Origin of the sequence: Olivibacter sp. CPCC 100613 (genome assembly GCF_036959255.1) — a bacterium.
Lineage (GTDB): Bacteria > Bacteroidota > Bacteroidia > Sphingobacteriales > Sphingobacteriaceae > Olivibacter.
Window position 1 is genome coordinate 603,812 of the sequence record NZ_JAWMTI010000002.1, and the last position, 16,378, is coordinate 620,189.

Consider the following 16,378-nt stretch of genomic DNA (forward strand, 5'->3'; position numbering starts at 1 on the left):
CTTTTATTTCTAAATTATGCTAAAACATATTAGTAGTTCGAAAAAAAGAAATACTAAGCTTATATTTACGGCAAATGCGCCAGGTTCTTCCAGCCTTAAATCAAATAATTTGTAATCATGAAGCGACCAACTATTTTATCTATTTTACTGTCGGCGATGTTTGTAACCAAACTTTTTGCCCAAACGGTTAAGGATCCGGTCGACTATGTAAATCCTTATATAGGTAACATTAGTCACCTACTTGTTCCAACCTATCCAACTGTCCATTTGCCTAACAGTCTATTGCGCGTTTATCCTGAACGTGAAAACTTCACCGGAAATACACTGAAAGGCTTACCACTCATTGTAACCAGCCATAGAGGGAGTTCTGCTTTTAATTTAAGCCCGTTTCAGGGGGATATTAAGGATATCAAACACCTTCTTTCTTTAAGTTATGATAATGAGGTGATCAAGCCCTACTTCTATAGTGTAGATCTTGATGAACAGGACATTCATGTAGCATACGCTCCTTCGCATCAATCAGGCATATACGAATTGGATGTGAATCAGTCTGAAAAGGAAACTTTTTTAGTTTTCAACACACGAAATGGCGAATTATCCCATGATACCCAAAGCATCAGCGGATATCAGAACCTAGACGGCCGTACGAAAGTATATATCTACCTAGAAACCGCAATTAAACCAACGTGTATCGGGACGCAAGAAGGGAACAGATTACGTGCAACGGAGAAGGTTACAAAAGGTGAAAACGCTTATTTCGTCCTAGAATATCCCAAGGGAACGAGCAAAATAAAGCTACGTTATGGCGTATCTTTTATAAGTACAGAACAGGCAAAAAAAAATCTCCGTAGAGAGATTCAGGATTTTGACTTGACCTCTGTCTCAAATAAAGGACGTGACATATGGAATAAGACGCTCAATAAAATAAAAATTACCGGTTCTGATGAGAATGCAAAAACTGTATTTTATACGTCTTTATATCGAACCTATGAGCGCATGATCTGCCTTTCGGAGGACGGGCAATATTTTAGTGCATACGATGGCAAAGTGCATAGTGATAAAAATAGACCATTTTATACAGATGACTGGATTTGGGATACTTACCGAGCAACACACCCCCTGCGCATATTGATTGAACCTGAGATGGAAGCGAATATGATCAACTCCTATATCGTCATGACACAACAGATGCCACAGGCTTGGATGCCCAATTTCCCTGAAGTCACCGGCGATAGTCGTCGAATGAACGCTAATCATGCGGTAGCAATGGTTGCTGATGCTTATAATAAAGGACTGCGGAGTTTCGATTTGGCAGAGGCTTACCAAGTGTCCAAAGCTGCCATTACCGAAAAAACCTTGGCACCTTGGTCCGCTAAACCTGCCGGCGTATTAGATCAATTTTATCAAAAACAGGGATACTTCCCCTCCCTGGCACCTGGCGAAAAAGAAACAGTTCCAGAAGTACATAGCTGGGAGCGCCGTCAACCTATCGCCGTAACACTTGGGACCGTATACGATGAATGGTGTTTATCAACTATTGCAAAGGCACTGGGAAAAGAAGATGAGGCAAAATATTTTTCCGAAAGAAGTTTAAACTACCGTAAGGTGTTTAACCCGGAAACTAAGTTCTTTCATCCAAAAGATACCTTCGGTGTGTTTATGCCGAACATGGATTATCGTTTCCCTCCGGGTATCGGAGGGCGTGATGCTTATGATGAAAATACTGGCTATGTTTATCGCTTCGATGTACCTCATAATATCAGCGACTTGGTACAATTAATTGGTGGAAAACAGGCATTCGTTGATGCGCTGGAGGATATGTACGATACGCCTTTGGGCAAAGGTCGACCCGATTTTTATCATATTTATGCAGATCACTCTGGAAATGTGGGGCAGTTCTCCATGGGTAATGAGCCCGCTATGCATATCCCTTATCTATATAATTATGCGGGACAACCTTGGCGTTCGCAAAAACGAGTGCGTTCTTTGCTTCAACAATGGTTCCGAAATGACCCAATGGGTATACCAGGTGATGAGGATGGTGGTGGATTGACTTCTTTCGTCGTCTTTTCCCAACTAGGTTTCTATCCAATTACGCCTGGCCTGCCCATGTATGTCATTGGAAGTCCCACTTTCGAAAATGCAACGATCGATATTGGTGAGGGTAAAACTTTCCGTGTGGTTTGTCAAAATTATTCGCCGGAAAACAAGTATATCCAGTCGGCCAAGCTGAATGGTGTATCCTGGAATAAATCCTGGTTCAGTCACGAAGACCTCATGAAAGGTGGTAAGCTGGAGCTGGTTATGGGAAAACATCCCAATAAAACATGGGCCACAGAAGACGATGCCATTCCTCCATCGTTTAAGATGAATGATAAATTAAAAAGTAAAAATTAAAAAGTAAAAAAGCCTGCCTCTCGTAGTGATGGCCTACCTGTTGAAAGGCAGGCCATCATTATCACATTAACCACTTCTCTACTCAACGTTTCAACCACTCAACCATCAACTAATCGTCACATTAACTAATCATCACATTAGCTAATCATCACATTGGCTAATCATCACATTGGCTAATCATCACATTGGCTAATCATCACATTGGCTAATCATCACATTAGCTACTCAACTTCCAAGGTCATCTTTTCACTTCTCAACTGAGCTCCGTTTACCTTCACGCGAATCGCTCCCTTCTTCTCCGCAGCTTGTACAATGAAGACCAGCTTTCCATTAAAAGTTTTCATTTGCGGGATATGAAAAGGCGCTAAAGATGTTGCATCTCCATTACAGACAGCCTTAAAGCTACCCGAACCTTCTACTGTAAAAGACAAGGGAATAGCGGCATCCGGGCAAAGATTACCCTCGCGGTCAATTACTTCAACCGTTATAAAAGACAGATCTTCTCCACCGGAAAGCAAACGATTTCGATCCGCACTTAACCGTAAACCGGCTGGCTTTTTTGCTGTGTGCAATTCTTTCTCCTGCGCTATAGCACCATTTTCGTCATAAGCAACCACTTTTAATGTACCGGGCTGGTAAACGACCTCATTCCAACGCAGTCGATAACGGTCCAATTTGCTTTGTAGATTTTTCTTTCTACGTCCCTGGCTTACTCCGTTTACAAAAAGTTCTGCCTCCGGGAAATCGGTATAGCAATATACAGGAATCGTATCTCCCTCTCGTCCAGGCCAGGTCCAATGGGGCAACAAATGCAATGTATGGGCTTCTTTGTTCCATTTACTACGGTAAAGGTAATAGCGGTCCTTTGGTAAACCGGCTAGATCACAAATTCCGAAATAAGAACTCCTTGAAGGCCAAACCTGATCATAAGGGGTGGGCTCTCCCAGATAATCGAAACCTGTCCAAACAAATTCACCGATCACCCACGGTTTATCGTCCTGTAGCTCCCAGTCCTCTTCCGGCAGATTAGACCAACTGCAGCTTTCCAGGTCGTAAGATGAACTTTGGGCATCCGGATAAGTCTTTTGTTGATATGGTTGCACCGGAAATTTATAAACACCGCGCGAGCTGACGGTTGAGGCAGTTTCTGAACCCAAGATAAAACCTTGTGGCAACTTATCATACGCCGTTTGATAGCGGTGCGTACGGTAGTTCAGTCCTGGAACGTCTAAGAGTGCGGCAAAGTTGCTAGCGATGGCATTATCTACACGGTCCATTCCCACTGTCACTGGCCTCGTTGGATCTTCACGATGACAAATATCCTGTAAACGTTTAGCGATTCGGTTACCGCCATCGATGCTTTGTTCCGGTACTTCATTACCAATACTCCACATGACAATGGAAGGGTGATTACGATGGCAACGAATCAGGTTTACCAGATCGCGCTCCACCCACTCATCAAAAAAGCGATTATAGGCATTTTTACACTTTGCTGCTTTCCATTCGTCAAAACTCTCGGCCATTACCATCAATCCTAATTCATCACATAGATCCATTTGCCAAGGTGAAGGCATGTTATGTGCTGTACGAATCGCGTCGACCCCCATTTCCTTCATAATCAGAAGCTGTCTTTTTAGGGCGGCTTTGTTAATGGCTGCCCCCAAGGGGCCTAAATCATGGTGCAAGCAAACGCCCTTAATCTTTCTAGATTTTCCGTTTAGCATAAAACCACCTTGGGCATTTACCTTTACTTCACGAATACCGAAGCGAACGGAATCCACATCCACTAATTGATCACCATCATAAAGCTCGATCTTTGCTAAGTACAAAGCTGGCCGCTCCGGCGACCACAATGCAGGTTGCTCCAGTATTAGATTTTCCTCTATCGGAATTCCACGCCAAACTAAACTCGCCTCCTTTGTGAGAAGTACGCGGCTTTGCTGATCGAGAACGGTTGTAACTGCCCGCAATTTCTTGTTTTGGTGCGCATTCAGTTCTGCCTTTATATTAATTTGAGCTAAACTGTCGGATACCACTGGCGTGGTAACCGATAGGCCCCAGGGCACCACCATGGTTTCATTTGTAAATAATAGCCGAACGGGCCGATATAAACCCGCTCCCGGATACCAACGCGAAGATTCCGGTTGATTTTCCAACCGAACGGCTAACACATTTTCGCCTTCACTCCCCAAAAAAGGAGTGATATCGAAATGAAAAGAGTTATAGCCATAGGGCCAATATCCTACTTCCTTTCCGTTGATATAGACTCGTGCTTCGCTCATAGCTCCGTCGAATATAATGCTTGCACGGCGGCCGGTTAAAGATTCTTTCGGCAGCGTCGTCCGGTACCATCCTACTCCTATGTAGGGGAGTGCGCCGGTGCGACCGGTTTTTTCGCTGGGTATCCTTTCACCATTTTGCGTAATAGCTACCGTTTGTTTATCGATTTCTTTGTCAAACGGACCAGTGATAGCCCAATCGTGCGGAATATTTACTTTTTGCCAATTTTGATCGTTAAAATCGGGTTGTTCGGCCCCTTTTATATCGCCTCGCTGAAAAGACCATCCATTATTTAAATAAATTTCTTTTCGTACTTGCGCGAAAAGAGAATGGACGATGAGGCAAATCATTATTGTAAAAGTAATACGCATCTTTGTTTATTGAAATGGCTTTGTAAATAGATGTTAAATATACACTTATAAGTCAGGATGTGATGTATTGATGTTAAAAAAGTGTTTCAGAACGTGTTCTCTAGTATAACTATTGCTTCTGCGTCGTAGGTTTACATTTAGTATGGGCTACTAAATCGTAGGTTTGCCGGTAAAATCGCTAAGGGTACGCAAACAGTAACGCGCCCATATGTTCGACGCTGCACCTATTTCCATAAATTTATACTCGAAAAAGATGCTATTTTCTTTTCATCAACCATTTAGCAAACCACCCCATCTTTTGAATGCGGCAATTGTGAAAGGCTGTCATCTTCCACCTGCCCGTAGGATCCCTCACCCATACAGCGGTATTAATGGATAATCGATTGGATGCAACCTTTTTCTGCCATCTAAATCTGATGGCACCTCTCGCGATGACAACGACCGTTTTCTCGTTAAGAAAACGCATATCAGTAATATCCCCTTCCAACCTAGCACCTCGGAACATAAAGTTATTCATAAGTTCCTTATGGGCTCGGATATAAGCCGCACGCCCCTTAAGATGCATCCCATTAAATGTTATATAATCGCAATCCTCTGTAAGGTGTTCTCCCGCGGCTTTAAAATCCAGGGTTTCGAAAGCTTGATAAATCGATCGATTAGCCTCCTGAATAGCTTTTACGTCCATTGAATGTTGATTCATCTGTTTAACTTTTAAGTGGTATAAAGTGCTATCGGTTTCCATAATATCAATTAGGTCAAAACTCATAATACAAAAATAGCGCGTGCGAATACACCTAACCATTGTTTTTCCGCCAACGATTGTAAATCATCGGTAAACAACCTGATTCAATCGGTTAACTGAATAGACTTACTTTCACATTAGCTAATAAAAAGACGCAAAGAGATGGAGATGGTTGCATTGACATTAAAAATTTAACAAATTAGGTCGCCAGTTCAACGGAATTGGTCTAGTTGTTATACTGAATCGCCTCTGCCTTATAGTATGAATCAGCATCTTCGCCTCCTGTGTATTCAATACCATGAATGATAACACCGTCAGCTCCGACAGCTCGAGCCTTTTCTACGATTTTTCGCTTTGCTCCTTCTTCACTGAGCCAAATCCGCGAAGAGATGTGTCCTATAACTTTATAGTCTTTCTTAACATCTTTGCTGGCATAATAAATATCGGTATGCGTGGTTGGGTTATATCGGTCTCCCAGATAAGATGTGCCGATACACGAACCCATACTAAATAAGACCGGCATAAAAAGGATAAACAGTTTTCTATTCATAATTGATCTATTGTTTTTAGTTGGACTTATAAAGTTGTCGTAAGTTTAGACGATGTTTACAATTTGTCGGAAGTCACCTCAACATTTGGCATATATGAAATAGATTTGATCGTTATTTTAATGTAAGTTTGCTATATCGACGGGTCTGTACCATCAACAAAACAAGTCATCTGCCGATACTTATAGTAGTGCTTATCAATGATTTTCGTCTATATTACATATCTTTACACCGATATTCACTAATTCGTTAAGCCCCCTTTCGTATACTCCTGAAATAATTGCAGGGTTTATTCCGATTTTATAATCCCTTTCGCTCGCCTGATAAATGCTTGTTCTTGGACAATTCGGAAAATTGCAACCGGCTATGAAAAGTGTATCAATCTCTTTTAATTGCAAAAACTCATGTAGTGGTGTCTGATAAAACGCACCCCATCGCGGTTTATAAATAACATAGTCGTAAGTACTGATCTGAACAACTTGACCATCAAGCAATTTTTGGTGATCCACATTTTGCGCATCTGAAGGTAAAAGTGGCGATAAAATTGCAGCTCCGTTTGTATGAGGTAAGACGATTTCCCGTCCTGAAGAAATAAGATCCCTCCTACATAAATCAACATTACTTCCATCTCGTTTATACAATCGAACGATATGAATCACAGGACGTCCGTTAAGGCGAAATCTATTGGCAGTCTGCGAAAGTAACGGAATAATCTGCTCGGTTCCCTCAACATAAGATGCCCCTTTTCGATCGGCAAAATCCATTTGCATATCAATAATCAGTAAAGCTATTTTCTTCCAATCTAAGCTTGTATAATCCATGTGATCTGTATTAATCATTCATTAAAGAAAACAAAAAAACAAGAATTCACTAATAGGTAAGTATGGCAAATTCCAGGTAAAAATACCTAAATATCTTTTCACGTAGTTACACGCTTTTTATCGCTAGGGAATGATGTTACTTTTGATATGTACACCGGAAGCTTCTGTACAGCAAGAATTAATCATTAAACGAAAACAAATTATGGCAAAAGTAAAATTAACGCAGCAAGAGCTAGCGGCTCTAGATGCACTGATTGCAGAATTGCAAAATGGAAACAAAACTGTTGAGGCAGACTTCGCAGAACCTGCTTTCATCACTGCAGTGGCCCGTGTTGCCGTTCAGGCGACCAAGGTAGCGATTAAAGCAACTCCCTATGTTGCTGATGTAGCAGAAGTTGCAACCGCTATACTCGGAAGAGAGGCAAAAGACGAAACCAATAAACAATTGGAAAAGTTGGCGAGAGAGGGCCTTTCTGTAGAAAAATTGATCGAATTGAGGAAACGTTTCAATTAATCTTTACCTCGGGGAGGGCTCTTGCTCTCCCTTTAATATCAACACGATGGAACTTAACATTGAACATATATATGATTTGTTGATAAGCTCAGTCTTAATTGGCTGGTTTATCTGCACGCTGATCTGTCAATTTAGATCGAGCAAATTATCCACCTTTATCAAAAGCCATCTCGATTGTTTTGGCCTGGTCCCTTTATGGACATTTTTTGCGCCCAATCCCGGAAAAAAAGATTATCATATTCTGTTCAGGGATAAAAACGGGGATGAGATAATCAGTGAGTGGGAAGAATTAGAAATCACTGAAGAGCGCTCCGCTTTTTCTTGGCTGTGGAACCCGGAGAAACGTGACAAAAAAATATTGTCGGATGTTGTTCAAAATCTGGTTTCTCATTTGCCCTATTACCGAAATGAAAATCAAAGCACCAATCTGATCATGTTTTCGATGCCTTATATTATTATTTTAAACGTACTCAGCCATTATCACAGGAGGACCAACTTCTCCTACCGCCAGTTCATGTTAGCAGAGTCCTCCGGTTACTTAAACGAAACCGGACCATCTGTTATATTATTATCTGTTTTTCATAAAATTCAGTAAAGCTATGGAACCCATTATAACTATCAGTCAACTCACCCTATTACTACTAAGTATCGGGTTGTTCGTTTCAACGTTGGAATACCTAAAAAAAGTTGAGATTTTTTCGGTAACTGGTTTATCTACTTGGAATGTTATGCAATTGCGGTGGTATAAGAACAATAATCATTTCTTCAACCACTTATTGTCCAATATTTTTACCGTAAGGGGGATTTCACTGTTATTTATTGTTAGATTAATTGCGCTAGCAGGCCTATTTCTTTTTCCCTTTGCTTCCCCGGCTTCATGGCTTTTATTGGGAATATTACTTTCAAACTTATTACTTAGCTCCATGATCACTTTCTATGGAAGTGATGGTTCCGATCAGATGAACTTGCTGATCATTGTAACCTTATTTCTTTGTACATGCCCATTTATGGGTTCGCTGAATTTAACGGAAAAAGGGTTATGGTTTATTGGTTTACAAAGCTGCCTATCTTATTGTGTTGCAGGCATTGCTAAGCTTCTATCACATGAATGGCGCAACGCATCGGCCGTTAGGGATGTGTTTTCAACAAAGACATATGGGTCAGCTTGGGCCGCTAAACTGCTAAATAAGCATCCCGTATTAAACTTTTTTTTATGTTGGAATGTAATCATCATGGAGTGCCTATTCCCTCTTTGCCTCATTTTACCGTGGCCGGTCGCTTCCCTTTTCTTGATTTGGGGCGCCATATTCCATTTGCTGACAACGATTATTATGGGACTTAATTCTTTCTTTTGGGCATTTTTAGCGACATACCCGGCTATCTATTACATTAATCACCAAATGCCATGGCATCTTTTTTAACATCGGATAAAGATATTATTCTGTTTGATGGTATTTGTTCTTTTTGCAACCGCTATACCCGCTATGTTATCGCCAAAGATCATACAGAACGGTTTGTTTACGCATCGCTGCAAGGAAATTCGGCCAAAGTGCTTGCACAACGCTTTGATATGAAATTTCAAAACATGAACAGTATGATCGTTATCCACGGCGAAAAGTTCTATGAGAAATCGGATGCCGTAATCTACATTTTTAGTCATTTAAAAACAAAGTGGAGGTACTTGGCCGCTGTGTTTAAGGTATTTCCAAAACATATAAGGGATTTTCTATACGATTGTTTTGCTAATAGACGATACAAACTATTCGGTAAAAGCAAAAACTGCGAAGTCCCAAACGTCAATATCAGAAAACGTTTTCTCCCTTAATCAATCCCTGCTTACTAATAGCAACACACCTTTTAAATACAAGATGATGATAAATACAGAAAACAAATCGCTCGAAAAAAATCAAATCGCCGTATTACTGGCTGCTATTACCTATAGTAGCAATCCAACAGAGGAGATGCAGTCACTGCTCCCTGACTGGCATATTGTTTGGAACGGCTTAGAAACTGTGGATGGCAATTATGCGTTTATTGCTACCGATACATCGCAAACAAATTATGTTTTAGCTATTCGTGGTTCTCTTCCGCCGCAGGGTATTTTCAGTGACTGGTATAGCTTTGCCAATTGGATAATAGAAGACCTGGATGTAATAAAGCAGACTCAATGGCCTTACGCTAGTACAGAGAAACCACTGATTGGGCAAGGTACATTTACCGCATTTAACAATGTATTGACCATGCAGGATCAATTCGGCTCCGGCAAATCAATTGATGATTATCTTTTCGATTATGCCGTTACGGCCAATAAATCGCTTAGTATCGTTGGTCATAGCTAGGTGGTAATATCGCAAATGTATATGCATCTTATTTCTCTTCCACCGTACAACAACAGGGATACAATTTTGACGGCCTATCGTTGTATACCTTCGCTGCACCTGCCTCCGGCAATGAAGATTTTGCGAGCGATTTGGATAACAAGATCACCGATGCCTGGCATTATGCAAACAATAATGACATCGTCCCCAAGTTCCCGGTATCATCCGCTATATTAGCCCTTGCCTTTTTATTTATTCCGAGCCCATCTGCCGGAGAAATCACCTTCACTTATAAGGGGCTTACCATAAGTCTCCGAGAAGGCCTTGTTATCCTTTCCGGTATTTTTGAATTAGGTGCCTATCAACAAGAAAGCAATAACTACATTCCATTCACCAACCCATTGGACGCAAACTACGCAAACAACACCATGCAAGATTGGTTTTCGCAAGCTGCCGCTCAACATGCCATGAACGTCTATGCAAATTATCTAGATGTCACGTTGACGGCCAAGCTTGACAAAGAAAGCAGTATTCTATAAATACAAAGCTAATTATTCTTTTCCCCTATCCCTTCTGGAATGCCTGAAAGTCACATCCCCTTGAGAACTGCTTGGGCATTCCAATCTTTATTCCTAAATAGAAAGCAAATTAGGTATTCTCTCTAGCACGTTTGAATAACGTATACCTTTATTTGTTATGATTTTTTTCACATATATTTTCCATTTTTTCACATTTTTTCTCATTTTTAAGTAATTATTCAAAAAATATGAGTAATTGACTACCAATTGACACAGCTGAGTGCAGCGATGCGTGTGACGTGTCTCTTATTCGCCAATGTGGCAAAAAAAGACTGAAGGACTATCTCCCCTTACAAAAGGTTATTTTTTTAATTATTTAAGTTAGCTATGAGCACAAACCATCGTAATCAGCAGTCAGGCCAAGAAAAGAACACCATTATTTTTCTTGAGCAAGCAAAAACAGAAACGAAACGCTGGCGCAAATTTTTGGAAAAAAATTTTACCATGCCTTGTCCTGATTGTCGTGATGAAACCAGCCAGCTATATTAAAATGAGCAAACTGTCTTTTTGGTATATGGGAATATTTGTTCCTGGAATCGTACTTTTACCTATTGCCTATGCAATAAAAAAGTACCCTATTTTAGACAAAGCACTGAAAGTCATTTTTCTGTATTTATTAACTGCAGGTATTACCAACGTCATTGCTGCCGTATTGGCATTTAATAATAAAAACAATTTATTCCTACTACACGCTTATTCAGCCATTGAATTCGCACTGCTATCCATTTATTTTTTTCTATTAGTTGAAAAACTGTTTGTTAAACAGCTCATCTTGTCTATAATTGTCCTATATGTTATATATTGCCTGTTAAATGTCGCCTTTGTTCAGCGTATTGACCAATTCAACACATATACCCGGTCTATACAGGCGATCATGATATCCGGTTATAGTCTATATTACCTTTATACGGGGATCGGAAACTTCGTTAGCAACCGAAAAAAAGGTCCTCATTATTGGATTGCCCTCGGCTTAATCACTTACTTTATGAGCTCCTTGGTTCAATTTAGCTTTTCAAATTTTTTTAGCACTTATTTCACGAGGGAAATAAAGTTTTGGTTATGGAATTTTCATGCTACCATGGTATTATTGATGTATCTTTTTTTTTTCAAAGCATATGCTATTTGCAAGGAATGACCGATAATTTACTTTTTCTTGTTTTCATCGTTTGCATAGGCATTCTGATGCTTGTTATCGGCTTCTTTATGCTTTTCCATAAAAGTCAACTGAAGATTGCTGAACAACAAAAACGTTTCCATGAAGAACAGGTCCTTCATCATCAAAATCTATTGAAGGCGGCCGTTGCCTCCCAGGATTTGGAAAGGAAACGCGTTGGAAAAGATTTGCATGACAGCATTGGAACTTCCCTTGCTGTTCTACGCTTAGCTATGGAGAATTTTGAACGTTTACATCAAGTAAAAGATTCACATCTTCAAAAGTTCTTTCTAGAATGCAAAACGAAAATCGATTTTATCGTTCATTCTTGTCGAAATATCTCACATAATTTATCGCCCGAGATTTTCACACTGAACACGTTATCTGAATCCATTGAAGAATTGGCTGCAAGTGTTTTTGTAACCGAAGGAGTACATCTAGAAGCCGATCAATCTACTTGGAATTATCTGGACACCTTAACTGAAGAACAGGCTATTAATCTTTACAGGATATTGGAAGAGTTATTAAATAACACCATCAAACATGCCAACGCAAGCAGCATCTTCGTTTATTTTAGGACACAAGATCAACGCTTGCATATCAAATATCACGACAATGGTTGTGGTATCAAGGAACAGGTCCGTGTTGGACACGGTGTGCAGCATATCGAAAGCAGAATACTGGTACTAGACGGGAAATACGAAGTTGAAGAAAAACAGACGCCTGGGTATAACCTTCACTTCTCCTTCCCCTTAAATAACTAAATAAAAACCTCTTATCATCATCAATTTAACTAGTAGAAAATGCCGTTCCCAATAAAAATTGCTCTTATAGATGATCAACAGTTGTTCAGGGGTATGTTAGCAACTGCTCTTGCCTTAGAAACCAACATGGAAGTTATCCTAGAGGCCGAGAGTGGACATGCTTTTTTAACGGTCATACAAAATAGATTGGAAAGGCCCGACATTGCAATCATTGATATGTTTATGCCGCATATGAATGGGCTGCAATTAACCGACATCATTCATAATCGTTATCCCGAAATTAAAATCATTATCCTTTCGATCGATTACAGGGAACGATTAATTGCGAAAGCTGTTGATACAGGTGCATCCGCCTATTTAAACAAAAATTGTGATCTATCAACCCTAAAAACAGCTATTGAAGGTGTTTATCATACCGGCTTCTATATGGATACTTCAACATTGAAAGCACTGCGTGACAGCTCGATAAGGATAGAAAAAACAATAGTCGAGGATCATCTCACGAAGAGGGAAAACGAAATCCTATCCCTAATCTGCCAAGAATTTACCAATGCGGAGATCGCTGAAAAGTTATTTTTAAGTACCCGAACAGTGGAGGGACATCGGAATAATTTATTATTGAAAACGGGCTGTAAGAATACAGCCGGACTCGTTATATACGCTATAAAGCATGGCGTATTTGATCTATTGATATAATGAGAATGTCAATATGGCATTCTTATTACCTCTTGCACAACTTTTGTTCGGCTCTGAAAAAAGGATTGATTGATTATGACCACCCATTTGACAGAAGATAATAAATTGAAAAAACTCATTATTGTAGGAGATCGTGTACTCGTAAAACCGGCCAAGTCTAACGAGCGGACGGAAAGTGGCCTTTATTTACCACCGGGTGTTCAGGAGAAAGAAAAGATACAACAAGGCTATGTTATAAAAACGGGGCCCGGTTATGCTATCCCTGTTCCTGCGGATGAAGATGATGCCTGGAAGCCACAAGAGGAAAAAATCAATTATATTCCTTTGCAAGCAAAAGAAGGCGATTTAGCCATTTTCTTAGTAAACGGTTCTACGGAGATTTTGTATCGGGGCGAAAAGTATTTTATTGTGCCGCAAGGTGCCATCTTAATGCTCGAAAGAGAAGAAGAACTTTAGTTGTTTCAGGCTAAGAAATTTTCTGTCTTGTTGTTTAAAAAACAATTATTCCTTCAAACTGTTTTTAAAACAACAAACACTTGCTATTATGAAAATCTATAAAAATCTATTCAAGGCGCTGCTAATCTGTTCGTTTTTATCAATAATTGCTTGTGGACAGTCTAACCAGCAAAATAATACCAATGACTCGTATCGAGACACCGTTGAGGCTCCTACGACAGATGATAATAACATGCGTAATGATCAACCAACGGATGAATTGACCAAAAAAGATTCGTTGAGTACGGATTCCATTTAATTTCGACATGAGGTCTTGTCGAGGCAGATGTTTTTAGTATATTTGCTAATTATTTTAGCAAATCATGAAGCAAGAAATAAGCTTTTACTTGTTACAAGCGGATAAATTCAATCCCCATATTAATCGAAAGGAACATTTGCTGCGTATTTATCCTAAAATGTCTTGGGAGGCGATACTAAGCGTTCGAAGGGAAGCTTATAGGCAGGACCCTATAATCACCTACTTGAAAGAGAATATCGTAAAATTAAGCAGCCTTGGATTTAAGGAGATTGCTGAGGAGCACCTCACAAGCTATGAGCGAGAAACGTATCCTGAATTATTTTTCAATGAAACGTCGATTTTTCCATAAACAGAAAGGTTCCGTTTTTTACACGGAACCTTTCTGTTCTATTTGACCTGAAAATTCCGCTATTTCTCACCTTCTTTTTTACCCACTCTAAATAACCATCCAGAGTCTGTAACGGCATATAACGCGCCATCGGGTCCTTCCGCGATCGCCCGAAAACGTTGCGCCTGATCGGCAAGTAGCCGTTCTTCTCCAACTACTTTATTATCTTTAATCACTAAGCGCGCAATATGCACTCCGCTCAGTGCCGATATAAACAAATTATCCTTCCATTCAGGGATAACATCGCTGCTATAGAACGTGATACCACTGGGGGAGATTACCGGGTCATAATAATAAATGGGTTGTTCCAATCCCTCTTTTTGTTGGATGCTATCGCCTACTTTTTTTCCGCTATACTCGATGCCATAAGTGATCGTAGGCCAACCGTAATTTTTACCGGGAAGGATACGATTTACTTCATCTCCTCCCCTCGGACCAAATTCAGTTTCCCAAAGGTCGCCTGTTGTAGGATGAAAAGCGAGGCCTTGCACGTTTCTATGTCCATAGGAATAAATCTCAGGACGTGCGTCCCCCTTACCTTCAAAAGGATTACCGGGTGCTGGTTTACCATCTTTTGTAATGCGAAGGATCTTACCCAAACCCGACTTTAAGTCCTGCGCCTGGGGTCTCGTCTCCAGATCAGATCGCTCACCCGTACTGACCACCAGGTTACCTGTTTTGTCAAATAAAATACGGCCGCCATAATGTAAAGTTCCATCATGAACGGGTGTGGCTTCATAAATAACTTGTGCCTGCTCAATGGTTTTCTCATCTACCGCTAATTTACCTTTGCCTACAGCTGTGAGGTTCCCACCGGTTTTAGGTTCTGAAAAAACCCAATAAACCATCCGATTATTCGCAAAGTCCGGATCTATTGTTAACCCCAGTAAACCACCTTGCCCTCTAGCATCAACCTTAGGTAGACCTGTAATAGCCTCACTGATTTTACCATCTTTTGCAACAATCCGCATGGTACCACCTTTTTCCGTAATAAGGAATCTTCCATCCGGTAAACAGGTAATTCCCCAAGGGTTTTTCAATTCTTTGTTGACTACCGTTACTTCATAGGGTGTATTTGTTTTAACACCACCAATACGGGTTTGACCTTCAAAGGCTGGTTTATAATCACTATTCGGCGCCCCTGTTTCTACCGGCGGTAAACTGGTTGTATCTGCACCTATCTCCTCTCCGTTTTTATTGGCAGAAGAACTGCAGGCAACAATAGCAAATGCCACTCCTGAAAGCAAACCTAAAAAAGTTGAGTTATTTGACATAGTTTATCTTTTTTACGATCATAAAACTATTGAATTTTATTTATATCAGCAATTAAACCTAAACTAACAAAAAGAAGAGTGTAACAAAGGCTGCAAAAAGTGTATTAAGAAAATTCACACCATTATTTCCCAAATAGTGCCTCCTCTCCAAACTCGCCCCCAAAACTGAATCGAATAAGTTGCCTAAAGTACCTGCAAGGGCTATAAAAATGGTTGTCTTATCGATTCCTGCATAAGCAAAAGCCATTAAAGCGGATGCGACGATGCCAATCAATGTTCCTTCGATACTCACAACACCATCCCGCCCGCCGAGGTCTTCTTTCAACGTTAAAATATTGTAAAAAGAACGACCATATACGATACCCAATTCAGAAGATAAGGTGTCAGCTAGTGCAGAAGCAAGACTACCAACCATCATGATTTTATATAAATCAGCATGATAACTATCTATTAAGCAGCATATCGCTAACAAACCGGTTACTCCGCCATTTGCCAATACTTGTCCTACTGTCCGAATTTCTTCGTGCTTAGGTAGCGCGAATAACTGCGTTTTGTATGCTTTTTTATGTGAAGTTGCCAATACACCAAGAATAAAAAATAAGCATAGCATTAGCAACTCCCTCCCTCCCATGGCAAAAAAAACCAACAGACCAATGCCGTACGCCACGCCAGCCGCAATTACCGTTAGTCTTTTTGCCAATACAGCCAGTATAGCACAGATCAATAATGAAAAACAAAAAAATAAAAAAGAATTTCCCATCAGATTGTCAAGATTATCCA

Annotated in this window: 19 protein-coding genes; 13 read left to right on the top strand and 6 right to left on the bottom strand. The window is 40.3% G+C overall.

The window, feature by feature from the left end:
- Positions 1–117: 117 nt before the first annotated feature.
- Positions 118–2,397 (top strand): GH92 family glycosyl hydrolase, encoded by a 2,280-nt coding sequence (locus RYH73_RS08980; RefSeq protein ID WP_335313083.1) that lies wholly within the window; start codon positions 118–120, stop codon positions 2,395–2,397.
- Between the two features lie 221 nt (positions 2,398–2,618).
- Here RYH73_RS08980 and RYH73_RS08985 read toward each other — a convergent pair whose 3' ends face one another.
- The 4 genes from RYH73_RS08985 to RYH73_RS09000 all read right to left on the bottom strand — a co-directional run bounded on the left by RYH73_RS08985 (position 2,619) and on the right by RYH73_RS09000 (position 7,159).
- Positions 2,619–5,048, bottom strand: a complete 2,430-nt coding sequence (locus RYH73_RS08985) for a glycoside hydrolase family 2 TIM barrel-domain containing protein (RefSeq protein WP_335313084.1) — start codon at positions 5,046–5,048, stop codon at positions 2,619–2,621.
- A gap of 256 nt (positions 5,049–5,304) precedes the next feature.
- Positions 5,305–5,748 (bottom strand): YybH family protein, encoded by a 444-nt coding sequence (locus RYH73_RS08990; RefSeq protein ID WP_335313085.1) that lies wholly within the window; start codon positions 5,746–5,748, stop codon positions 5,305–5,307.
- Between the two features lie 268 nt (positions 5,749–6,016).
- A complete protein-coding gene (locus RYH73_RS08995; protein ID WP_335313086.1) occupies positions 6,017–6,340 on the bottom strand; it encodes a hypothetical protein in 324 nt (107 codons plus the stop codon).
- A 195-nt stretch (positions 6,341–6,535) separates the two neighbouring features.
- A complete protein-coding gene (locus RYH73_RS09000) occupies positions 6,536–7,159 on the bottom strand; it encodes a cysteine hydrolase family protein (protein ID WP_335313087.1) in 624 nt (207 codons plus the stop codon).
- A gap of 130 nt (positions 7,160–7,289) precedes the next feature.
- Between RYH73_RS09000 and RYH73_RS09005 the strand changes: the two genes are divergently transcribed.
- From RYH73_RS09005 to RYH73_RS09060, 12 genes are all read left to right on the top strand, one after another.
- The gene (locus RYH73_RS09005) at positions 7,290–7,673 is read left to right on the top strand and encodes a hypothetical protein (protein WP_335313088.1); all 384 of its coding nucleotides are present in this window, start codon (positions 7,290–7,292) and stop codon (positions 7,671–7,673) included.
- A 46-nt stretch (positions 7,674–7,719) separates the two neighbouring features.
- Entirely contained in the window at positions 7,720–8,268 is a 549-nt protein-coding gene (locus RYH73_RS09010) for a hypothetical protein (protein ID WP_335313089.1), read from the top strand.
- 4 nt (positions 8,269–8,272) lie between these two features.
- Positions 8,273–9,094, top strand: a complete 822-nt coding sequence (locus tag RYH73_RS09015; protein ID WP_335313090.1) for a hypothetical protein — start codon at positions 8,273–8,275, stop codon at positions 9,092–9,094.
- Positions 9,079–9,498, top strand: a complete 420-nt coding sequence (locus RYH73_RS09020; RefSeq protein ID WP_335313091.1) for a thiol-disulfide oxidoreductase DCC family protein — start codon at positions 9,079–9,081, stop codon at positions 9,496–9,498. The genes RYH73_RS09015 and RYH73_RS09020 overlap by 16 nt, the downstream gene beginning before the upstream one ends.
- A gap of 43 nt (positions 9,499–9,541) precedes the next feature.
- Entirely contained in the window at positions 9,542–10,012 is a 471-nt protein-coding gene (locus RYH73_RS09025) for a hypothetical protein (protein ID WP_335313092.1), read from the top strand.
- An 8-nt stretch (positions 10,013–10,020) separates the two neighbouring features.
- Entirely contained in the window at positions 10,021–10,530 is a 510-nt protein-coding gene (locus tag RYH73_RS09030; protein WP_335313457.1) for a lipase family protein, read from the top strand.
- A gap of 529 nt (positions 10,531–11,059) precedes the next feature.
- Entirely contained in the window at positions 11,060–11,704 is a 645-nt protein-coding gene (locus RYH73_RS09035; RefSeq protein WP_335313093.1) for a hypothetical protein, read from the top strand.
- Between the two features lie 68 nt (positions 11,705–11,772).
- Positions 11,773–12,486 (top strand): sensor histidine kinase, encoded by a 714-nt coding sequence (locus RYH73_RS09040; protein WP_335313094.1) that lies wholly within the window; start codon positions 11,773–11,775, stop codon positions 12,484–12,486.
- 39 nt (positions 12,487–12,525) lie between these two features.
- Complete coding sequence (locus RYH73_RS09045) at positions 12,526–13,182, top strand: response regulator transcription factor (RefSeq protein WP_335313095.1); 657 nt, start codon at positions 12,526–12,528, stop codon at positions 13,180–13,182.
- Positions 13,183–13,257: 75 nt separating this feature from the next.
- Entirely contained in the window at positions 13,258–13,638 is a 381-nt protein-coding gene (locus RYH73_RS09050) for a co-chaperone GroES (RefSeq protein WP_335313096.1), read from the top strand.
- Between the two features lie 88 nt (positions 13,639–13,726).
- Positions 13,727–13,936, top strand: a complete 210-nt coding sequence (locus RYH73_RS09055; RefSeq protein ID WP_335313097.1) for a hypothetical protein — start codon at positions 13,727–13,729, stop codon at positions 13,934–13,936.
- A 64-nt stretch (positions 13,937–14,000) separates the two neighbouring features.
- Positions 14,001–14,285, top strand: a complete 285-nt coding sequence (locus RYH73_RS09060; protein WP_335313098.1) for a hypothetical protein — start codon at positions 14,001–14,003, stop codon at positions 14,283–14,285.
- Positions 14,286–14,344: 59 nt separating this feature from the next.
- Here the strand turns inward: RYH73_RS09060 and RYH73_RS09065 are convergent, their stop codons facing one another.
- Positions 14,345–15,598, bottom strand: coding sequence for a PQQ-dependent sugar dehydrogenase (locus RYH73_RS09065; RefSeq protein ID WP_335313099.1), 1,254 nt, complete (start codon positions 15,596–15,598; stop codon positions 14,345–14,347).
- Positions 15,599–15,656: 58 nt separating this feature from the next.
- Positions 15,657–16,358: a DUF92 domain-containing protein gene (locus tag RYH73_RS09070; RefSeq protein WP_335313100.1), complete on the bottom strand. Its 702-nt coding sequence runs from the start codon at positions 16,356–16,358 to the stop codon at positions 15,657–15,659.
- Between the last annotated feature and the right edge of the window lie 20 nt (positions 16,359–16,378).